Source organism: Ferrimicrobium acidiphilum DSM 19497 (assembly GCF_000949255.1).
Taxonomy (GTDB): domain Bacteria; phylum Actinomycetota; class Acidimicrobiia; order Acidimicrobiales; family Acidimicrobiaceae; genus Ferrimicrobium; species Ferrimicrobium acidiphilum.
Genome location: NZ_JXUW01000008.1, coordinates 25,498 through 47,140, shown reverse-complemented (window position 1 = coordinate 47,140; position 21,643 = coordinate 25,498). Strand labels below are relative to the sequence as shown.

At 55.2% G+C, this 21,643-nt stretch carries 16 protein-coding genes; 5 read left to right on the top strand and 11 right to left on the bottom strand.

All coding sequences use genetic code 11. The annotated features are described in order from the left end of the window. Positions 1-31: 31 nt before the first annotated feature. The gene (locus FEAC_RS05575) at positions 32-676 is read right to left on the bottom strand and encodes a TetR/AcrR family transcriptional regulator (RefSeq protein ID WP_052565727.1); all 645 of its coding nucleotides are present in this window, start codon (positions 674-676) and stop codon (positions 32-34) included. Between the two features lie 225 nt (positions 677-901). Between FEAC_RS05575 and FEAC_RS05570 the strand changes: the two genes are divergently transcribed. After that, the gene (locus FEAC_RS05570; protein WP_035388963.1) at positions 902-3,049 is read left to right on the top strand and encodes an MMPL family transporter; all 2,148 of its coding nucleotides are present in this window, start codon (positions 902-904) and stop codon (positions 3,047-3,049) included. A 260-nt stretch (positions 3,050-3,309) separates the two neighbouring features. On the opposite strand, the gene FEAC_RS05565 is transcribed toward FEAC_RS05570, so the two are convergent. The 3 genes from FEAC_RS05565 to FEAC_RS05555 form a co-directional block, all read right to left on the bottom strand. Continuing rightward, positions 3,310-4,488: a YncE family protein gene (locus FEAC_RS05565; protein WP_052565725.1), complete on the bottom strand. Its 1,179-nt coding sequence runs from the start codon at positions 4,486-4,488 to the stop codon at positions 3,310-3,312. 1,280 nt (positions 4,489-5,768) lie between these two features. After that, positions 5,769-7,145 (bottom strand): HAMP domain-containing sensor histidine kinase, encoded by a 1,377-nt coding sequence (locus FEAC_RS05560; RefSeq protein WP_035388962.1) that lies wholly within the window; start codon positions 7,143-7,145, stop codon positions 5,769-5,771. Continuing rightward, complete coding sequence (locus FEAC_RS05555) at positions 7,142-7,840, bottom strand: response regulator transcription factor (RefSeq protein ID WP_035388961.1); 699 nt, start codon at positions 7,838-7,840, stop codon at positions 7,142-7,144. The genes FEAC_RS05560 and FEAC_RS05555 overlap by 4 nt, the downstream gene beginning before the upstream one ends. Before the next feature lie 276 nt (positions 7,841-8,116). Between FEAC_RS05555 and FEAC_RS05550 the strand changes: the two genes are divergently transcribed. Next, complete coding sequence (locus tag FEAC_RS05550) at positions 8,117-9,037, top strand: DUF5666 domain-containing protein (RefSeq protein ID WP_035388960.1); 921 nt, start codon at positions 8,117-8,119, stop codon at positions 9,035-9,037. Between the two features lie 244 nt (positions 9,038-9,281). Further along, a complete protein-coding gene (locus FEAC_RS05545; RefSeq protein ID WP_081901020.1) occupies positions 9,282-10,112 on the top strand; it encodes a dihydrodipicolinate synthase family protein in 831 nt (276 codons plus the stop codon). Between the two features lie 70 nt (positions 10,113-10,182). On the opposite strand, the gene FEAC_RS05540 is transcribed toward FEAC_RS05545, so the two are convergent. The 5 genes from FEAC_RS05540 to FEAC_RS05520 form a co-directional block, all read right to left on the bottom strand. Then, a complete protein-coding gene (locus tag FEAC_RS05540; RefSeq protein ID WP_035388958.1) occupies positions 10,183-10,830 on the bottom strand; it encodes an isochorismatase family protein in 648 nt (215 codons plus the stop codon). A 5-nt stretch (positions 10,831-10,835) separates the two neighbouring features. Further along, positions 10,836-12,695 (bottom strand): hydantoinase B/oxoprolinase family protein, encoded by a 1,860-nt coding sequence (locus tag FEAC_RS05535; RefSeq protein ID WP_035388957.1) that lies wholly within the window; start codon positions 12,693-12,695, stop codon positions 10,836-10,838. Positions 12,696-12,744: 49 nt separating this feature from the next. Next, complete coding sequence (locus FEAC_RS05530; RefSeq protein WP_035388956.1) at positions 12,745-14,796, bottom strand: hydantoinase/oxoprolinase family protein; 2,052 nt, start codon at positions 14,794-14,796, stop codon at positions 12,745-12,747. Between the two features lie 170 nt (positions 14,797-14,966). After that, complete coding sequence (locus FEAC_RS05525) at positions 14,967-16,190, bottom strand: CaiB/BaiF CoA transferase family protein (RefSeq protein ID WP_035388955.1); 1,224 nt, start codon at positions 16,188-16,190, stop codon at positions 14,967-14,969. Positions 16,191-16,202: 12 nt separating this feature from the next. Further along, positions 16,203-16,832, bottom strand: coding sequence for a GntR family transcriptional regulator (locus tag FEAC_RS05520; RefSeq protein WP_035388954.1), 630 nt, complete (start codon positions 16,830-16,832; stop codon positions 16,203-16,205). A 137-nt stretch (positions 16,833-16,969) separates the two neighbouring features. Here FEAC_RS05520 and FEAC_RS05515 point away from each other — a divergent pair, with 137 nt between their 5' ends. Next, a complete protein-coding gene (locus FEAC_RS05515) occupies positions 16,970-17,881 on the top strand; it encodes a hydroxymethylglutaryl-CoA lyase (RefSeq protein WP_035388953.1) in 912 nt (303 codons plus the stop codon). A gap of 30 nt (positions 17,882-17,911) precedes the next feature. Here FEAC_RS05515 and FEAC_RS05510 read toward each other — a convergent pair whose 3' ends face one another. Both FEAC_RS05510 and FEAC_RS05500 read right to left on the bottom strand, forming a co-directional pair. Next, the gene (locus FEAC_RS05510; protein ID WP_035388952.1) at positions 17,912-18,862 is read right to left on the bottom strand and encodes a threonine/serine dehydratase; all 951 of its coding nucleotides are present in this window, start codon (positions 18,860-18,862) and stop codon (positions 17,912-17,914) included. 819 nt (positions 18,863-19,681) lie between these two features. After that, positions 19,682-20,971: an MFS transporter gene (locus tag FEAC_RS05500; RefSeq protein WP_052565721.1), complete on the bottom strand. Its 1,290-nt coding sequence runs from the start codon at positions 20,969-20,971 to the stop codon at positions 19,682-19,684. Between the two features lie 271 nt (positions 20,972-21,242). Here FEAC_RS05500 and FEAC_RS05495 point away from each other — a divergent pair, with 271 nt between their 5' ends. Then, entirely contained in the window at positions 21,243-21,533 is a 291-nt protein-coding gene (locus FEAC_RS05495; protein WP_035388950.1) for a cupin domain-containing protein, read from the top strand. The last annotated feature ends 110 nt before the right edge of the window (positions 21,534-21,643 follow it).

Here is a 21,643-nt window from a genome sequence, read left to right as displayed (position 1 = left end):
GCGAGAGCCGTCTAGATTAGCATCAACCGACTTAATCCCGGGTGGCGAGCAGTCTTCGCAACAGATCACACTCATCTAGTGCAGAAACAAAGGCACACTCCAGCTGTTGTGGAAATGCAGCTGGCTCCGGGCGCAGGTGTTCCGGAGTGTTCTGAAATAGCTCTCGAAACGCTGCTCGAAGCACGCTAATCCCGAGCTTTGCGGTTACATCCGCACGCAACCGACAATCGGAAGAGCCGCCAAGACGTTGGGCAAGAATCTCTGCGATTCGCAGTTCCCAACTGATGTAGGTTCGAGCAAGTTGATTGGTCAACTCCAACCCAAGTCCATGGGGCCGAACCATTGGAATCTCAAACGACTCATCCAATCCAGAGCGGACGCTAGTGAGCATCGACTGGTAGAGGGCGACCAGTGGCTCCTCCTCTATAGGGCGTACACGGAGCTCAAACTCCACTCGATCGAAAAATGCAACAAGATCAAGAAGGAGCAGATCATCCTTGGATTCAAAATATCGAAAGAACGTTCGCTCGGATACATCGGCGGCCTCTGTAATCTGCTGAACCGTCGTCTCCGGGAATCCCTGCTCAGCAAAGAGCTCGCGCGCAACCTTGATCAGACGCTCTCGAGTCAATGCCTTTTTGCGCTCTCGCCGTCCTCCCTGCTCAATCGAACCCACAAATCACGATCCTAGCACTAAAGCCATCTTCAGAGTGAGCTAACCTCAGAATTGATGGCAGTACTGACATGTGTCATTTCTGCCATATATTACACTGCAGGGAGTAACACCAGATGGCTAATGTCATTACACGACCTGAACTGAGGAGTAGCTGCTCGCCAAGCCTGCCGAGGTCGAAGCGAGATCAACCGCTACAGCGCCGAAGAAGGAGGCGAAGGCCCAGCTATGACAACACAACTTGGACTCCTAGAGCGGCTAGGTCGTGCCTGTGCGGGCAAACCGCTACGTACAATAGGGATCTGGTTCGTTGTCCTGATCGCGGCGGTCGCAGGACATCGAGCGATCTCGGGGGTCTATCAAAACAGCATCAACCTCCACGGAACACAGGCATCTATCGGGTTCACGCTCCTGAAACGCAACGATCCAGCGAGCTCAGGTTACACAGGTCTCGTGGTGGTTAGCGGTGTCGACCTGCTCTCGAAGTCCAAGGCCATCGACCAAAGCGAGGTTAACTTAGCCAAACTCGCCGACGTGGTGGCGGTATCGAATCCTCTCTCATCCAACGCTTCCGCTCTATCGAGGCCGGGGACGACCGCACTGATCACAGTTCATCTAAAAGTATTGCCCGCCTCGCTTGGGAAAACCTACGCCAACCCGCTGTATCGAGCCATGGAGCCAGCGACTCGGGCTGGACTTCACGTCAACTATGGTGGTGGATTCGACGCCGTCGTGAATCCTCCAACCAAGGACATCTCGTCAGAGGCGATTGGCTTTGGCGTTGCGATAATCGTTCTGGTAGTGAGTTTTGGCAGCTTGATCGCCACTGGGTTACCTCTTGTAACCGCCATCTTTAGTGTCGGCATCGGTGTTTCGATACTTGGGATCGTCGCTAGCGTCATCACCTTCGGCACAGCCTCGCCGACTTTGGCGCTCATGATCGGGTTAGGGGTAGGTATCGACTACGCAGTATTCTTAAGCACTCGCTTTCGTCAACGGATCATGGACGGACTCGATCCAGTCACCGCGGCAAGCAGAACCGTAGCCACAAGTGGGCACGCAGTCTTGGTGGCGGCAGCGAGTGTGTCGATAGCCCTCTTTGGACTATATGCGTCGGGTATAACCTTCTTCGGCCAACTCGGCTTCGCCGCCTTCTTTGGGGTCCTCACCGCCGCGGCAGGTGCAATAACCCTTGTCCCTGCCGGTCTCAGTCTGGCAGGGTCCAGGATAGACAGGTGGCACATTGGACGGCCGGTCGCAGAGGCTGGCGATTCGAACGACCTATGGCACCGCTACGCCTACCACCTTCAGCGGCGTCCGTTTCTCTACCTATTGGGTGGACTGATCGTGCTCGCAATCCTGATCGTGCCATTCTTCTCAATCCAACTCGGTAACGTCGGCGACTCCTCCTATCCAACCACATTTACCTCCCGCCGGGCCTACGACGAGATCGCGAGAGCATTCGGGCCCGGCGCCAACGGCCCACTCGTCGCCGTCATCGACATTGGCCACTACCAAGGATCGGCGAGCACTCTCGGCCACAACCTCTACCATCAGTTGATTCGACTTGGCGATGTAGCCTCAGTCTCTCCACCAAAGTTGACCCCGAACGGCGCCATCCTTACATCCACCATCGTGCCCAAGTCAGGACCAGATAGTCAGCAGACCAACGCACTGTTCTCGACGTTGGTGAACACCACACTACCGAGCGTCACCCATGCCAGTGGAGTAAAGGGATATATCACAGGTGCTACCGCGCTACAGATTCAATTCGACCAGACCATCAGCTCTCACCTTGTCGTCACCATCATCTTGGTTCTGGTCGTCGCCTTTCTCGTGATCATGTCTGTGTTCCGCAGTCTGGTGCTCGCGGTGAAGGCCGTCATCATGAACCTGCTTAGCATTGGAGCAGCCTACGGAGTTCTCGTGGCAACCTTCCAGTGGGGTTGGGGACGGAGTCTCCTCGGCGTTCCACAGAATGTCTCCATCGAAGCCTATGTTCCGCTGATCGTTTTTGCCGTCGTCTTCGGACTCTCTATGGACTACGAGGTCTTTCTGCTCTCACGCGTTCGAGAGGTGTGGACTCTCACTGCCAGCAATGCTGAGGCAGTCTCAGAGGGTCTCTCTTCGACCGGCAGGGTAATCTCAGCAGCCGCGCTAATCATGGCGAGTGTATTCTTTGCCTTTGTCGGCTCATCTGACGTCGTCATCAAGATGTTCGCCGTCGGCTTCGGCGTCAGCGTCCTTATCGACGCTACCGTGGTCAGATTACTGCTAGTGCCCTCGATAATGACCCTCCTTGGCGATAACAGCTGGTGGATGCCCAGGTGGCTCGACACCCTCCTACCTCACATCGATGCAGAAGGAGAGCAGTAGTGAACGGCAACGGCGATAAAGAAGTCCAAGCCGCACTACCAGCAAGCAGGTCGTAAAATCGCAAACCAGATCGGCCAGGGCGAGCGGTTGTGCCCACCAAGGTGGTTGGCCAGAGCGCGGACTACTTTGCGAATCGGTCACAACGAGATAATTACCGCTTATCTCCGAAGCCGCACCAAATCGCTAGGTCGCTGGCGGGCTTGAACATCCCGATGGAGCCAATAGAAGGCTAATCGGCTCAGACATGCGTCATCCTTGCACTAACGACGGCGCTGATAACGTTGAGGTGGTGTCCCATCTTCATCCGCTTGTTGGGCATCCAGCCGACGGCGCTTCGACACATTTATAAGCGCTGACCCGCCACCCACGACGACAAGGCCGACGACAGCCAGCCAGATGCTGTCTCCCGACACAACGCTGTGGCTTGGGTTGCCAAAAGAAATCGCGGATACAAAGTCACCGTCACTCGAGTAAACCGTGTTGGTTGTCTGGTTCACTGCGAACCCAATCCCGGCAGATTTCACATGGAGCGTGCTCGTCACCTTGTCGGTGGCTCCATTGATCACCGATACGGCCTTGCCATTATTTACATACACCGTGTTGGTTGCGGGATTGACAGTCATGAGACCAGAGACAAAGAGTTGATGGGTCACCTTGTCGTTAGCTCCGTTGATCACGAATATAGAGTTACCACCCACGTACACCGTGTTGGTCGTGGGGTTCACTGCGAGTTGCTGCGCCGCCTGGGAACTTAAATCGATGGTGCGGGTAACCTTGTCGGTAGCTCCGTTGATCACCGCCAGTCTATTGGCAGCAGCCTGGCCAAAATAGGTAGCGTAGGAATTTTCAGACAAGCCTACGTACAACGTGTTGGTCGTGGGGTTCATAGCGATGGCAAAAACATGAGCGCCTAGATGGATCGCATGTGTCACCCTGTCGGTGGCTCCGTTGATCACCGACACCGTCTTTCCGCTGGTCACGTACACGGTATTCGTTGATGGATTAACTGCTATAAAAACTGCACCATATTTTACGTCGATCGTATCTACAACCCTGTCGGTGGCTCCATTGATCACCGACACGGTCTTGCCGTTGGTCACATAGAGCATGCCTGTCACTGGATCAACTCCCAATCCGAAGGAATCGACATGGAGGGTGTGGGTCACCTTGTCGTTAGCTCCGTTGATCACGAATAACTCAAGGCCATCAGTCGTGTAAACCGTGTTGGTTTCCGGGTTCACAGCGAGCCCCTCAAGGGCGAAGAATGAAGAAGCGCCTTTCTTGATAGCCCGTATGCTCCGTATTGCAGGAGTAGCAGCCCACGAAACGCCGGAATCAGCGATGCCAAAGAACATACAGATCGCAACGACAATGCCCACGATGCGAACGAGTCGGACCAGCGCTGCCGACCTCGCAGTCGGAGAACCCTTGAGCGCCATCAGCAAGAAAGGCTGTCGTCGTACGAACTGAACGATGCCTCAGAGAGTGACTTAGCAAAGGTCACAAAAGACACCCTGTTCGCCTTCTCATACGATATCCGAACAAGAACTCAGCACAGCCCCAAGCACATGGCGATCTCCTACCACAGTTAGAACACCGGAACCGACACTACCCTCACCCAAAGGCTCCACAGTTCTGTGGCAGGGCATCACACGATTGAGCTGAGCTATTCCAATAGGCAATACATTCCTCCAATTCATTCGGGTGGATAGACTCAATACACTTGATGATACTATGTCATAACATACGCCTGCACATCCGATCAACTTGGCCGACCACGTTTAAGTGATCTCAGTCCAGTTGACAACCAGGCCTGCTAGCTAGCCCATCCACGGCTATGTGCTACAGCATCACTATGGAGACCAAGCCCTCCAGTATCACACCCTCCAGATTTTGTTAATGACTTCCTGCCGTGATCCTCGCCATCTCAAAGCATACGATAGCTCGTTTGGATAAAGTCTGCAAATAGTTTTCGTGAAATACAGCTTCTGTGTACTCCATATGGATGACAAGCGATCGCGAGGCGTCGCTTTAGCAGACCACCCTCCCGCAGTAGTGAGTCTTAGATCTCAGCATCGCCGTCGTTGGACCCAGATTAGACGACTAGCGTGCCGCTGTTCAAAGGACAGAATCTACCCGTGCTTGGAGCTGTCCAATTCGAAAGACATCGACTAGACCCCAAGAAGCGCAGGATCATAGACTTTCTATCTCCACCGGACAGATATGGGCCAATAGCGAGTGTCTCAAGAGCGTGAGGCAATAACTATCCGCCAATATTAACCACGAACAATTTTAGAGACCCGGCAATATGGAAGGCCAATTTCGATCCTGTAGCGCTCTAATAGATTTGGCTAATAATCTCGATTCATCACTCGAGTGACAGCTGGATTAACAATAATCTTTGGCCCACGATGTCGGTTTAAGATGAGGATGTTACTTGCACCTCGTGTAAGCAAACCGACCTAGATGAACGCGTACAACCGATATGCGAACATCTACTTAGAATCAAGAACAAGAGTCTGCGCCCAAAATAAATTGATCACCAGCGGCATTCAAGATAGTCCTGACCGCGATAACCGTGGTCAGCATAGGTCGAATAAGGTGCAACTATGTTCAACCGTTGGCCCCTTGTCATGTCGAACCGCGAATATTTACTCCTAATACTTCTGCGGGTCGGCTGTTACCTCACGAAGTCTAGATTACCGAATAGCAGCTGACTCTAGAGGTTTGTTTCGGGAAGTCTAAATCCGATGGTTATGCTATTGCCCGACGCGGTTGGCGAGTTATGAGCATAAGTCACACCACCAATAGCGGTAATCGTGTCTTTGACAATCGCTAAGCCAAGTCCGGAACCACGAAATGACCGAGCCGACGCAGTTCGGTAGAAGCGTTCAAAGAGGTGTTCAAGATCCGAGTCCTCGATAAACTCGGCCTCATTGGTTACCTCGAACGATTTGCCTGTAACTGTGATGGCGATAATAGATCCAGACGGCGCAAACTTGACCGCATTATCCAACAGGTTATTGATCGCTCGCTCAACCGATCGTTGCGGTGCGACCACCATAGTAGGCTCGGAAGAGACAGAGATCTCCAACGTTTGGCTAGCCCTCCCTTTGAAGCGCGTGACGAGATCTTGCGCTACGACGCGTAGATCGAAGCTGGACTCCACTTCGTCGGTTTGCCCCTCAATAGCCAGAACTACTAGCTCATCAAGTAAGTCGGTAAGCTCTCGCGCCTCCGTCTGGAGATCAGCAAGTATGTGGCTTCGATCCGGTTCTGCAAGTGCTTCATAGCGCTGCAATAGATCGATATTGGTACGAAGCGAGGTCAATGGGGTTCGAAGTTCATGCGAAGCGTCTTGTATGAGTTGTCGCTGTTGCGCCTGAGAGCGTCGCAATGCCTCAAAAGTTTTGCGGAAGGAGCGTGCCAGCACTCCAATCTCATCGCCTCGCTGGTCATCAGGCAAGACGTCAAGAACGTTATTCGCACCCGCCTTGGCCACTGCACGCGCTAATCGAAGGATCGGCCTGCCAAGAACCATCGCTGCTGCGTAACCGATGGCGGCGGCAGCAATAGCGGCGGCGAGCACAAGTAAGATGAAACGTCGCCGCAACACAGCGAGCGATCTCATCACATCATTGATGTTTCGACCGATCTCGATCGCACCATAGCCCCGATCTCGGATGGTTAGGATGCGATAGGAGCTACCGTCGAAACGTTGCGTCCGTAACCATCGAGTGGCCAACCCATTCGCGATCTCACGATCTCGCTTCTCAACTGGGAGAGCAGTAGTGCCCACCAGCTGAGTGAGAGTACCTGAAGCAGAGATCGTCTGCGCGATAGCAAGCTGGAAGAGGCCACCCGGACGGAAAGGTCGGGCAAATCTCCGGGGGTGTTGCTTGGTGGGTGTCGTGGTAGCTATAGGTCGAAGTGGTTGTGTGGGTGCCCGCAAGGCCACAGCGCTAGATCGCAACGACGCATCCACCGATGACATCAGTTGGCGTGCAGTGGTGGCATAGGCGACCGTGGCCACCACTGCACCCGTCAGGGCGGCAAAGAGTGCCAGAACGAGCGCCAAACGAACCCGAAGACTCATGGAGCAACCAGGCCATAACCGACACCTCGAACAGTTCTGAGTATCTTGGGCTCGCCGTTAGCCTCGAGCTTACGACGCAGATACCCTATGTAGACTGCAAGGTTTTTTGATTCTGGCCCAAAGTCATAACCCCAAATACGGTCGTAGATCAGGCTATGCGGCAGTACTGAACCTGCATTGAAGGCGAGTAGCTGCAGCAGGTCAAACTCGGTCTTAGAGAGCTCGAGCTCACGATCTCCACGAAAGGCACGACGTGCTCGTTCGTCAATTCTAAGATCGCCAACGACGATCCAAGGATCCCGCTCAGCGTAGGAAGACCGTCTTAACAACGCTCGCACGCGCGCCTGTAGCTCCTCGAGTGCAAATGGTTTGGTCAGGTAGTCGTCTGCGCCAGCGTCAAGACCAGAGACTCGGTCAGAGATTTCAGCTCGTGCCGTAAGTAGCAGGATAGGGGTTCGATCACCACTGCTCCGGAGCTTGCGACAGACAGTCAGCCCATCGACATAGGGCATCATCAGATCCAGGATGATAAGAGAAGGCGGAGTCCTGTCTATGACGATCAACGCCTCCTCGCCGTTGGCCACTGCGGTTACTGAGTAGCCATCCAGTTCAAGTCCCCGACGAATAGCGTCTCGAGCCGCCCTATCATCTTCTGCCAACAAGACCGATGGTAAAGGTTCACGTAAATGCGTCACTGATTCGTCATACTAGCCCACAGCGCTACCGCAGTAACGGGAATGGTGGAGCCCTTCCTATAGTTCGGTGGCCGCCTACCTACTATTCTTACCTTCCTTTTACCAAAATGATAACTAGCTCTTGTGGAAGCAGTCAAGACTGTTCAATGTCGCTGAAACTGAACAATCGCCAGTCGACCGTAGGGTAATAGAGATTGAGAACAACACGCTAGAAATGGTCGGCATGGCAACATGCAGGCGACGACTACGACAAAAGAACATAGATAGGAGAAGTTCATGCAACGTCACTTCCTAAAGAGGAACAGAGGAGTTATCCTCGGCATCACCGCTGGCGCAGCAGTGGGGCTCACATCACTTGGATTGGCCACCAGCGCCACATTTGCATCCACCTCAGCAAAATTGCCGACCGCTGTCGCCGGACCTAAGCATCGTCCCAACCCAGCCTTGAAACCTAGGAAGGGGCGCCGCCCGATGGTCGGCGGTCTCGTCGTCACGGCGAGTACGACCACCCTCAGCGTTCGCTCAATGAACGATGTGACACGCAGCTATAGTTTGAACAGCTCTACTCGCTACCTGGAGGGCACCTCGACCACGGACTCCCAGGCACTGAAGACCGGTGAACGCGTGCGCGTTGTCACTAGCCGAGGCTCTTCGACGGCCAAAACGGTTCGCATCCTAGAGCCAAGAGCTCTCGGTATGGTCGTTGGCATCTCGGGAAACACGATAACCATCACCAATCGCTCCGGGCTCGAGCAAGCGATCTACACCTCTGGCTCCACGATCTATCATGAGGGACGGTCGACGGTATCTCAGAGCGCGTTGAAGGTAGGAGAGCTGATCTCTGCTCGCGGCACGTTGGCCTCTAACCAGAGCACACTCAACGCCGACAACATCGCGATCCATCTACCTCACTACGCAGGAAAGGTCACGGCTATATCCGGAGATGTGCTTACGCTGAAGCTTCGTGGTGGAGTGACAGCCACCGTCAATGTCACAGGAACAACGACCTACCGCGACGGAACAGCTACGAGCAGCCTGTCCGCTATCAAGGACGGTTCCTTCGTGGTTGCAAAAGGGGTAGTTACGGCCACCAATACCATGACCGCAACCAAGCTACAGCTTGGCAGGCCCTCCACGCCCGTACCGCCTGGAAAGACAGCTCCAGCAGCTGGTCCTGGCAAAATAACACCGGCATAATCGGTGGGGCCAAGTTAAACGAGTCGGGCAAAAACGCTTACGTCTCAACCATTCGAGCCGCCAGCAGAGGCGGCTCGAATGGTTGATCGCCATACCAGCTCTGGACAAGACAGGCTTATAAACGCACCTTTCGTGGTGTAGCTCGCGCCGCCCCTACAATATTGGCCTAAACGGAGCGACTCCGACCTCGTTCATAAGTTACACCAGCCGCACCGAGTCAACTGGAACTACGATTCGCATAAGGATGGAGTCGACACCACCCGCTACGCTAGGGGTGATGGACTCTCATGAACAGACAAGACCGACCACACCGTCTTCTCTCTTTGAAGGTATTGGCGTTGCACTCGTCACCCTCTTCGATGAGCACGGTGATCTCCTGGCCGAGGCCACGGCGGAACATGCCGCTAGGCTCGTCGATCTCGGTGTCAACGGGGTGCTAGTAGCAGGCAGCACCGGAGAGGCGAGTGCTCTAACCGATGACGAAAGGGTAGAGCTGGTCCGTCAGGTGCGAGCCGCCCTTCCAGCTCACATTCCCGTCTTCGTGGGCACCGGCCAACCATCAGCTCGAGCAGCAGTAATCACCTCAATGCGAGCGGTCGACAACGGAGCCGACGCCCTGCTAGTTCTCTCACCCCCCCGATCGTCGGATTCGCGCCCTTACTATGAAGCGATAGCTGCCGCTTGTCCTTCTACTCCGATACTGGCCTATCATTTTCCCGCCGTCTCGTCGCCCGGAATCGAAGTCGACACCCTATGCTCTCTTCCTGTAGCCGGCTGTAAGGACTCTAGCGGCGATGCAGCCCGTCTCCTCGACGAGGTGCAACGCTTTCACGGCGCCCTCTACGTCGGCAACCCAGTGCTGCTCGCCCTCGCCGGCATCCTCGCCATCCAAGGCGCCATTCTCGCGGTAGCCAATCTCGATCCGGCGCTTTGTCATCGAGCTATCAAAGGCGACGCTGAGGCACAAATCGCGGTAGCAGGTCTACAACAGCTCACCGCAGCTGGATTCCCTCGAGTGATCAAACAAGAGCTTCATAAAAGGTTCGGCACCGCCACTGGAGCGCGACTCGGTTAGCCGACTACCGGACTCTCACCACCAAAGACTGAGGGGCGAGACCATCTACAGGATTGGTCGCCAACCAAGTTCACCGTAGGTCGATGTCGGCACGGCCCAAATAGGCACACGCATCATCGAGCGAACAGACATCTGCATACTTTGCCTCAAGATCAAACAGGTTCGCCTGCTGGATCGATTCTGTCCGATCACCCACCGCCTCACGCACGATGGTGGGTCGAAAGCCAAACTGCAGCGCGTCAACAGCGGTCGCACGGACACATCCAGATGTGGAGACTCCGGCTATTAGAAGCGTGTCGACCCCTACGGCATGCAACGTGGACGCCAGCGAGGTACCAAAGAACGCCGAGGCGTACTGCTTCATAATCGTCAGGTCGCCCTGCTCAGGTTGCAGACGGGCATCGAATTCACGTAGAGTCGACCCATCCTCGAAGACATGCAGCGAAGGAACCTTGCGCCAAAAATATCCTCCGTCGAATCCACCCTTGGCGTAGGCCACACCGGTGAAGACCACCGGATGACTGGAGGCGTGGGCGGCAGCGACAAGTGTACTCACCGCCCGAAGTACCGACTCGTAGCGAGGTGAGAACAAAGGCGATTCGGGATCTAGATAGGCACGAACAAGATCAACTACAACCACCGCAGGGCGCACGCCAAAACCGACCGAACCAGAGAAGCCTGCTTGACGATAATCTTCACTAACCGGACGTCGTTCCAATGTTCTTACCGAGCACCAAAGACAGGATCTCTCGGCGCCATCAGCCCAGTCTCCTCCATCGACCTGCGCTTGAGTTCATCAAGAGGCGCACCGTAGTCAAAGACAGCAAGGTCGCCACGCTGCTGGCGGATCTCGTCCCTCAGGGACTCGGTTGCCGGCTCCACAACTGCTCCATGGTCATCTAAGACAACCCCGTAACGCTTGGCGCCTTCATGGGTAACCAAACCACGCTTAACCTCGAGGGCTACCAGCTCTGCCGCCCGATCGAGCGGATCGCCCCATCCGCCACCTCCCCAGGTCACGTAGTGGAGAATATCACCTACCTCAACCTTCACATGATCACACTTCGACGGCAGCACCTCTGTGTCTCCGTTAGTACGGATCACATACTTTGTGCTCCTCGCACCAGGCAATCCGCCATTCACTCCCCATGGATAGGTCAACCAGCGATCGTCATGAATTGAGATGGTGCCTGGCTCGAGAAAGCGATAGGCGATATCGATCCCGTTGCCCCCACGGAAAAAGCCCGGACCGCCAGAGTCAGCCACCGTCTCATACCTCTCGATTACCAGCGGGAAGTAGGCCTCAAGGAATTCATTAGGCACATTCGTAAACGATGGCCACAGTGAATGACCGTCCGGACCATCGCCAAACGGTCGACCAGGGATACCTCCAAAGCCGATCTGATAGAGCTGGAACCACTCGCCGGCCTGGTCGGTGCCAGAGTACATAAGGTGTGGAGACGAGGAGAATCCGGCTGCGCAAAGGAACTCCGGTTGCCGCTGACCGAGAAGACCACCGAGGATATCGAAGATTCTCCCAAGGCCGTGTGTTCGACACGAGAGGGCAGCTGGGTAAGCGGGGCGGAGGAGCGACCTCTCTGGAATATGTACCTCAACCAGTGGATAGAAGCCATCGTTCCAGAGGATCTGTGGGTCAAACACCATGATCATGTAGATCCCAAAGAACATTTTGAACATGTTTACGTTCAAAAAGAAGTTGATCGGGCCCTCCGATTGTGGGTCTGTTCCCTCAAAATCCAAATGGACCTTATTGCCCTCTCTCCACATGGTGCAGTGGATCCGATATGGGCCGTTGCCAAGACCATCATCGTCGAGGTAGTCGGTGAAAGAGATACGTTCTTCTGAGACCGTCTGCAGGATTAGCTGCTCCATCGCTCGATAGTTACGTTCAAGCAGCTGCTCCAAAGTTGAGATGTAGACATCAGTTCCGAATCGGCCACAGAGCTCAACCACCCGACGGCCAGCGGTCCTGCAGGCGGCGACGATAGCGTTAAGGTCACTCCGGTTCCACTGCTTCATACGGACCTGATTCAAAATAAGTTCGAGCATCTCGTGGTTGAGAACACCGCGTCGATAGATCTTGGTAGGTGGAATCACCACCCCCTCCTCGAAGATACTCTCGGCATCGGTCGGCAGAGATCCAGGCACCTTTCCGCCTACATCGGTCATATGTCCAAACATCGCCGCCCAGCCTACGATACGCCCCTCCAGGTAGATCGGCATCAAAACCAACCAGTCGTTGGCGTGGCTGATGGCACCATCACAGCTGTATGGGTCAGAGGTGAGAAAGATATCCCCCTCCTCAACGGTGCCTTGATAGTTGTCCAGAAATCCTCCGATGAAGGATCCGAACTGCCCAACCACCATTCGACCTTTATGATCGGCGATCAGCGGGAACTCGTCGTGCTGTTCTCGGATTCCCGGGCTCATGGCGGTGCGAAAGAGAACCGCATCCATCTCATAACGAGCATTACGTAGAGCGTTCTCAATAATATCCACCGTTACAAGGTCGACATCAACCGACGCGAATGACTGACTTGAAGTCTCTATAATTTGGGCCACTGCAACTCCTCCTTTTGATTCACAGATTGGTTAGATGACAACACTCGATTCAGACAACTGGATTGATGATGAGATTGCCATAGGCATCCACGCGAGCCTCGTGCCCCGGCAAAACCAGCGTGGTAGAGTCCATCTCCGACACAATGGCTGGACCTGGGATCCGGTTGTTAGCCCGTAGGCGCGAACGAGCGTAGATCTTGGCCGGAGCTCTCTCTCCTTCGACATAGATCTCCTTGGTTGCTATGACTGCAGATGAGGCGTCTTCGTCACCAACCTCTATCTGCAATGCCTCCACCTTTGGACGTGCGCCTTGAGCAATTGCGCGTAGATGTACGAGCTCGCACTCCTGGTCGAGTGCAAACGTGAAGAGACGCTCATGCTCGGCTTCAAACTTGGCACACGTCTGATCCAAGAGCTCGTCGGTTAGCATGGCTGGGTCAACATCAATCGTCACCTCGAAACCTTGGCCATGGTAACGCATGTCTATGGAGTAACCAATCTCTTGATCCGACTCAGCGACTCCTTGACTCACCAGCTCGGCGGCTGCATCGATGCGCAGTCGTTCTAGCTCCTCCAACACCTGCTGACTCGAGACCTCGGAGAATCGACGAATATAGGTGTGCGAGGACTCCGAACGTAGCCGTGTCGTCGCATCTCCGAACGCGCAGAGTACTCCTGGCGACGGTGGAACGATAACCGGCCATGAACCCATGAGCCGCCCCAATGCGTTGGCATGCAACGGACCTGCTCCGCCGAAGGCGACCAGCGCAAAGTCACGGGGATCGTAGCCTTGCTGCACCGATACCAACCGAAGCGCACCAAACATATTCTCATTCACAATGTCAATCACCCCAGAAGCGGCTCGCTCAACCTCGATCCCTAGGGCCTCGGCTAACGGTTCGAGCGCACCGCGGGCGGCTTCCCCGTCGAGCCCCATCTCTCCGTCTAACAGACCAGACGGCAAGTAGCCAAGCACCATGTTTGCATCCGTCACCGTGGGCTCAGTTCCTCCTCGCCCATATGCCGCTGGGCCAGGATCGGCACCAGCGGATTGAGGGCCGACACGGAGTGCCTTGGTTAGCGCCGGCACGTGTGCTATCGAGCCACCGCCAGCACCGACCGTCCGCACGTCAATCGAGGAGGCGCGAATGGTCAGATCCCCAACCGAGGTCTCCCGCCCGACCTTAGGGATCGCCTGCTGCACAAGCGCCACGTCGGTGCTAGTGCCACCCATGTCAAAGGTCAAGAGATCGCTGTAGCCAGCTTGACTAGCGATCCATACCGCCCCAGAGACGCCCCCGGCAGGACCACTCATCAGCATGTTTACAGGAGCAGCCGAGGCGACCTCCAATCCCATCAAACCTCCATCAGAGCGAAGAATGTGGAGACGAGCACCAGGTGCACGACGTCCAAGCTCGCTGGACAGATTGTTCAAGTACTGCGACGCGCGTGGTCGAACATAGGAGTTAGCCACGGTAGTTAGCGTCCGTTCATACTCCTTGATCTCAGGTAAGATCTTCGACGACAATGAGATCGGAATATCTGGAAAGATCTCCTCAGCTAACCGCGCCACCTCAAGCTCGTGTTCGTCGTTTGTAAACGAATTCATCAACGAAATCGTGAGTGCCTCGATGGCGTGGGTGCGGAGGCGTTCCAGCTCCTGCCGGAGGGCCGCCTGATCTATGTGCCTGATTACTTGACCGCGTGCATCAATTCTCTCCTTGACCTCGATCGTGTTCTCGAGAGAGGCCAACGGCTCTGGTTTAGGCCAGACGATCCAGCCAGCGAGTCCGCCGGGGACAAAAGAGCGAGCTACCTGCAGGATCTGCCGATACCCCTCAGTCACCACTAGGCCGACCTTGGCCCCCTTCCCCTCAAGCACAGCGTTCGTCGCCACCGTAGTGCCATGCATCACTTGGCTCAACTCACCAGGATCCACCGATGCCCGCTGAGTAATCAAATCTATTCCCTGCAAGACTGCGATCGACGGGTCTCCCGGCGTTGATGGCACCTTCGCCCGATGAGTCGCCCCTGATTCCTCGTCTATCAGCAAGAGGTCAGTGAAGGTTCCTCCCACATCAACACCTAATCGATACCCCATTCCTGTTCTCCTCTTCTCTCCTCAGCGGCCGACACCGACCGCATCAGCTCATAAACAACCTTCCATCTATTCACATCTCCGTCACCAAACCAGCTCTGGTTACGTTTGCCTACGACTTGTGAAAAGGAATCACCTCTCCACGGCCGCCCCTGTCACGTAGAGTCGCCTGCTTACACCACATCTCGCTCTCTTAGTGCGGCGATCTCGTCCACCGACAGACCGAGTAGACCTCCGAGCACCTCGAAATTATGTTCACCCAGTTCAGGACCGACCCAACGGACTCTTCCTGGGGTGCCCATCAACCGTGGCGCCACGTTGTGCATCTGCATGTCGCCAAAGTGCGGGTGCGCCAGGGTGATGATGTCCTCTCGAGCCAAAAAATGGGGATCGGTCAACATCTCCGGAGCCCGGTAGATCTTGCCCTCGGGAACACCGTGCGCTTGAAGCAACTCCTCAAGCTGCCCGGTCTCAAGACTGCTCGTCCAGCGAGCGATAATCTCATCAAGCATCGCCTGATTAGCTCCGCGTGCGCTGTGGCTGACGAATCGAGGATCCTCAGCTAGTTCCGGCTGCCCCATGGCGAGCGTGAGTCGCGCGAAGACCGAGTCCTGATTGGCTGCGATTAGCAGAAGAAGGCCATCTTTGGTCGGATAGATGTTCGACGGAGCAATGTTAGGCAAAACAGCCCCCGTGCGTTCGCGGATATAGTTTCCAAGCGTGTACTCGGGGATAAGCGACTCCATCATCGCGAGTACCGCCTCGTAGATAGCGGTATCGACCACCTGCCCCTCGCCCGTGATCGTCCGATTATGCACCGCCACCAACGCGCCAAGAGCAGCGAATGTGGCCGCTAGTGAGTCACCAATAGAGATACCGGCTCTCGACGGGGGTGAGTCTGGGTCACCGGTGACGTAGCGGATGCCACCCATCGCTTCGCCAATCGATCCAAAGCCAGCTCGATTCGCATAAGGACCAGTCTGACCATAACCTGTGACCCGAACCAGGACTATACCTGGGTTGATCTTCTTGAGCGTGGGGTAATCAAGACCCCAGCGTTCAAGGGTGCCAGGGCGAAAGTTCTCAAGCAGGATATCGGACTGGGCAACCAACGATCGTACGAGTTCCTGTCCCTCCTCTGTTCGTAGGTTGATGGTGACAGAACGTTTTCCACGCGCCACCACTGGCCACCACAGTGACAGACCATGAGGCTTCTCACGTCCCCACTCGCGCATCGGATCACCTCGACCTGGATCCTCCAGCTTGATCACATCAGCACCAAAATCAGCTAGCAGCTGACCGCAAAATGGGCCTGCTAATAGCTGTCCCATCTCGATCACTCGGAGATCTTCGAGTGGGAGCCGTTCTGGGTCATCTGCAGCATCAACGGTATCCATACTGCTCCTTCCTCATCGATAGACCGATCGCGCAGCAAAGATGTGGCACTTCATGACGGACTCTGCCCAATCGGGGTCTCGAGCTGCGAGTGCATCTAGAAGTTCACGATGGTGCGACATCGATCGATCGAGTTCATGCGTACTGTAACGCTGGAACGTCGCACGAACGCGTGCGAGCTCCATAATCGATTGGACCTGCTCCGACAGTCGGTAGTTACCTGATCCACTAACAATTAGGGCGTGAAACTGATTGTTCAAACTCGCGATCTGATCCTCGAAGCCATCGGGTCGATCGGCAGCAAAACGCTCCATCCCATCAGCAAGCTTTCGTGCGACAACAAGGTCATCATCAGATAGCCTGAGCGCCGCCTGCCTAGCCGCGTGCGGTTCAAGAACTCCACGAAGCGCAAACACCTCGCCTATATCCTCCGCCCTCCAGCCGAGTACACGAGCCCCACGATGAGGAGCTATCTCAATAAACCCCTCAACCTGAAGCCTGCGTAGTGCTTCACGAATGGGTGTTCTTGAGACCCCAAAACGTTCGGCCAAGGACTCCTCTCGCAATAATTGTCCGGCCATGATCTCTCCCGCAACGAGCTGCTCGCGAAGCTGATTGTATACATCAGTACCTATATCCCCCAATATTGCTCCACTTTCCCCTCGGCAAAACTGATTTTGCATACAATATCACACCGAAACCTGCCTCGCACGAAAACTTGGAGAGAAAGAGCAAAGCGCCTAGAGTAAACAGAGATGGCTACCCCGAGAGAGGAAAGACGATGGGCCAACCACGGATCGAGATTGTTGAAGTGTCGCCACGAGATGGACTTCAAAACGAAGCCACTCCTTTTTCGACAGACGAGAAGGTCGCCCTCATTGAGGGTTGTCTGTCGGCCGGGCTGGAAAGAATCGAGGTTGCTAGCTTTGTGAATCCAGCCAGGGTGCCCCAGATGGCTGACGCAGAGGCTGTACTTGGAAGGCTCAGTCCTAAAGCCTTCGACGGCGCTATAGGCCTAGTTCTTAACGATCGCGGACTCGACCGCGCACTTGCTACACCACTCCGAGAGATCAACTACGTGGTAGTTGTTACCGAGACCTTCTCGCAGAGAAACCAGGGGAAGTCCGTCGAAGCCAACCTCTCGATGGCCTCCACTGTCACGCAACGCGCCAAAGAGGCGGGCCTTCGCACTTCAATCACCATCTCAGCTGCTTTTGGTTGTCCTTACGAAGGAGAGGTGACCGCCGAACAGCTTTACGCTATCGTGAAGAGAGTTGCAGACCTCGAGCCCTTTGAAATCGCGATCGCTGACACCATTGGGGTTGCCGTTCCAAAAGACGTGCACGAGCGGATGCAGGGGGTGCGCAAGATCATCGGGTCGCGCCCAATTCAGCTTCGCTGCCACTTTCACAACACGCGCAATACTGGTCTTGCCAACGCTATGGCTGCCGTTGAGGAGGGAGTAACGATCCTCGATGCATCGCTTGGAGGAATTGGTGGATGTCCGTTTGCCCCTAACGCCACCGGCAACATCCCCACCGAGGACCTCGCCTACATGTTGGAGCGCTCCGGATATGAACTCGGGATAGATCTCCCAAGCCTCTTTCCGGTGGTTGAGCTCCTGAGCCGCAAACTACCTAACCCGGTGCCTGGCCTGCTTACCCGAGCTGGAATCTTCCCTCCATTAGCCTAAGATCTGCTGTGCCAATAGGCCGCTCACACACTAGCCTTGGTCGTTGGAAACCTGTTTGACCAGGTCTGAAGGGTCTGAATTCGCACCACAGAATATAATTCCGAGACGATCGTTTTCGTTGGTTTCGATCTTGCCAGCTAGCAACGCCGCGAGTGCTGCCACTCCTCCGTACTCGCCCACAAGACGAAACTCATCCCAAAGTCGCTGCCTAGCCACGATCATCTCCTCCTCATCAACAAGGACGGACTCGACTCCCATAGACGAGAGCAGATGATAGGCAAGATCGCCGCAGCGACGGGCGCCTAAGGAATCCGCCGCCACTCCTGCCACCTCGACGTCCACCGGACCACCAGCTTCAATTGCCCTGCGAATCGTGGGTGCTAGCGTCGGTTCTACCGCAATCACACGCGTATGTTCGGGCATCGCAAGACGTATACCAGCGACGAGGCCACCGCCTCCAGCCGCGACAACCACAACATCGAGACCGCCTGCCTGATCCAAGAACTCTAGTCCCGCCGTTCCCTGTCCGGCCACAACCTCCTCCTGATCATATGCATGGACGAATAGCGCCCCGCTCACCTGTTGACGGGCGAGAGCAAAGTCGTAAGCGTCGCCATAGCGCTGACCATGGACGACCACGGTGGCACCCAAGGTGCGCAGCCGCTCTAACTTGACAGGGCTCGAAGTCTCAGGCACAACGATCTCTGCATGGATCCCAAGCCTGTGAGCTGCGTAGGCGAGCGCAAGGCCGGCGTTACCGCCAGACGCACCGATTACCCCTGCTTCACCAATCGCTCCGACCTCTTGGGCCGCGAGCACCCGGTTGAAGGCTCCCCTCGCCTTAAACGAACCAGTCACCTGCAGCGCTTCAAGCTTGACTATTGGCCGAGACGGGTGCTCGTCCCACCTTATCACCGGAGTTTCACGCACCCAAGGAGCGATTCTACGTTGAGCCACAAGCACATCCGCTGGAGTAATCATTACTCCAGGCTACCGACACACCACGCTGCGGCCAGACATCCTACCTGCCCGTACGGACACTACTTCTTAACCCGTCTTGGGTCTGAGTCCTAGGGCAAGACTTTCTTCCAGGCACGTCGGCGGTATCACTTAGGGCGGTGGAGGTTTTATCTCCAACTGCATTCACCTCTGCATCGTCGGTTCAGAAGAGAAGGGGATGAGCAACTCAGTCGTAATGACTATTGCACAATTTATATATAAACCAATTGGTACTACATTAACATTATCAGGAACAACGAGACCAGACTCTGGCTTAAGCACCTCGTCATACAACGACACAACCGTCGTGGAAACACACCCAAAAAAGATGATCTGGTAGCGGTCGAAGACAAAATCACCATCTTGCGCCACCGGCAACCGGAGAGATCAATCGCCGTCAACAGTATGTGCTACCAGCATTGTTGCCCCAACAGATCATCACAGCCGTGCCGTCGGGAGCGGACTTGCACTGAGGTGAGGTAGCAGCACTGCTGTACTATCAACACCCATCAAAATGGCAAATACTCCAAGTCAACACTCGGCAATAATCCCTGTTCATGTTGTCGATTCTCCACTTTTTACCATCTGGTATAGAATTCTATGAGAACTCGAAAAGCCACGAGAGAACACCGCGTCGCTCTTATTATTGCCTAAAGTATTTCTATGGCTCTGTATATTTCCATGGACTACTTAAGTCGACTCATATTCACGACCATAACGTCGTCGCCTCTGTAGCAACGCAACCGGCATGGGTATCCACAACGCCGGAGACCGATGGCAGCGCCTAGGTAGTCTCACGTCTCATCCAGCTGTCGCTGTGTCTCCATCGACTCCCACTGGCCGATCGATCTCGGCAGGCAAGAGGCGTCCGAGGTTGAGACCGACCAGTCCGGCGAGGATAGATCCGACGAACACAAGTCCGACCCACGAAAGTGGAGTAGAGCTGGCAAGCAGCACCCCGGCTATCGGTGGTCCGATGATGGTGCCAAATGACCAAACTGTGGAACCAAGCGCGTTATACCTAGCGCGTAGGCGATCAGGCGCAAGATCATTCGGCAGCGCACCGGCAACCGGACTCAGCAACGCCTCCCCTAATCCAAAGATCCCAAGAGATAGTGCCAGCGCAATATCAACATCTAGATGTGACAATCCGGAGACATCTGCAATACCTGCCATCAACCAGGCGAGCGACCAGAGAACACCAACGCCGGCGAGCATTCTGCTGCGGCGCCACCGGCGAGTGAGGTGGGCAACCCCGAGTTGCGATACCACAATCACGCCAGTGTTGACTGCGAAACCTATGCCGACAATCCTCGGACTGGCATGGACAATTACAGTAGCATAAGCCGCCCATCCTCCATCGATCATTGCATAGCCAAAGAATACAAACAGTGCCGAGGCGATCAACCAAGCCAGAAAGCGCCGGTCGGAGAGCACGGTTCGGTACCCAGCCTTGGCTTGACTCCCATCTCCGTCAAGCTCGGGATGGTTTCGGAAACCCGACCTATGACGGAGTCCGATGCCAACTATGAGTCCAAAGAGAACAGTTGTAAGTCCATCGACTAAGTAGATCAGCTCAAAGCTTGCCGGTCGATGGAGCGAGACGACCGAGCCGGCGATCAACGCTCCGACTCCCAACCCACCATTCAAAACTCCAAATCGCAATGCATATGCGCGTGGTCGATTCGGCCCTGCGAGCTGACTAGCCACCAGTGCATTGAGCGCTGGCCAGATGACAGATTCACCGATCCCAATCAAGGCGACTACGATCACCGCGGAGAGTGGGGTGCGAACCCTCGCAAGAGCGATGGTAGCCATACCTGAGACCAGCAAGCCACCAAAGAGCAGGCGGCCTACACCGATTCGATCTCCAACGCTCCCTCCGATAGTGCCGGTAGCTAGTCCGGTGACCCCGGAAACGGCGACGACAAGTCCCGCTACTGGCAAACTCATATGGCGAATACTGTGTAGGTAGACCACCAGAAAAGGCAGAGTTAGGCCACTTCCGATGGCTGACACTAATGTTCCCACTAGAACGAGTCGCCAGCCATGACGATCCTCTAGAACCTCGCCACCCTCGTCAACTACCACGAATACGGAGGCCTAACATCTTCAACCACGATGTCCATATCTTCACTCATACCTCTTTGACGTCCCATCCGATGGCGAGCGAAAGACCATCACCGCTTGCTGGCAATTCTAGCGATCTCGAAGACCGGTCGAGGTGATAGTCTGCTCTTCCAACCCAGATGCACTCCCTTCGACTGCGACGTCTGTCCGACCACGGCATCTAGCCGCGCTAGCCTCCGAGTAAAGGTTTAACGATCGACTACCGGCTACCACCAAGACGAAAGGGAGTAACATGACTTTCGCGCAAGCTACCCAACACGCAAACGATAGTCGCTGTAGAACCACAACATGGGTTTTCGCCGAAGGAGCTGCGACCGGCCAACACATCCACGAGTTCGACTATATCGTCATCCCGGTTACCGGCGGCAGCTTCCACGTAGTCGACGCAACGGGTGAGACCCACGACATGCACCAAGAGGCCGGAGTGCCCTACGTTGGCACGAAGGGGACAGCCCACAACGTGATCAACAAAGGCAGCACGACGGCCATCTTCGTCGAGGTAGAGCTGAAGGAATCCCTCTAGCGCTTGCCTTCTAAATTTCAGAGCACCGTAAGGGGCCGTCCAATGTCTCCTGAGTTTGAACGCGCTTGCCTTCATATCAACCTGGGAACATATCCGATAATCACCACTGC

Coding starts and splice junctions, on each gene's coding strand:
- FEAC_RS05570 (WP_035388963.1), top strand. CDS start 902: ATGACAACACAACTTGGACTCCTAGAGCGGCTAGGTCGTGCCTGTGCG.
- FEAC_RS05565 (WP_052565725.1), bottom strand. CDS start 4,488: ATGGCGCTCAAGGGTTCTCCGACTGCGAGGTCGGCAGCGCTGGTCCGA.
- FEAC_RS05560 (WP_035388962.1), bottom strand. CDS start 7,145: ATGAGTCTTCGGGTTCGTTTGGCGCTCGTTCTGGCACTCTTTGCCGCC.
- FEAC_RS05550 (WP_035388960.1), top strand. CDS start 8,117: ATGCAACGTCACTTCCTAAAGAGGAACAGAGGAGTTATCCTCGGCATC.
- FEAC_RS05545 (WP_081901020.1), top strand. CDS start 9,282: ATGGAGTCGACACCACCCGCTACGCTAGGGGTGATGGACTCTCATGAA.
- FEAC_RS05530 (WP_035388956.1), bottom strand. CDS start 14,796: ATGGGGTATCGATTAGGTGTTGATGTGGGAGGAACCTTCACTGACCTC.
- FEAC_RS05525 (WP_035388955.1), bottom strand. CDS start 16,190: ATGGATACCGTTGATGCTGCAGATGACCCAGAACGGCTCCCACTCGAA.
- FEAC_RS05515 (WP_035388953.1), top strand. CDS start 16,970: ATGGGCCAACCACGGATCGAGATTGTTGAAGTGTCGCCACGAGATGGA.
- FEAC_RS05510 (WP_035388952.1), bottom strand. CDS start 18,862: ATGATTACTCCAGCGGATGTGCTTGTGGCTCAACGTAGAATCGCTCCT.
- FEAC_RS05495 (WP_035388950.1), top strand. CDS start 21,243: ATGACTTTCGCGCAAGCTACCCAACACGCAAACGATAGTCGCTGTAGA.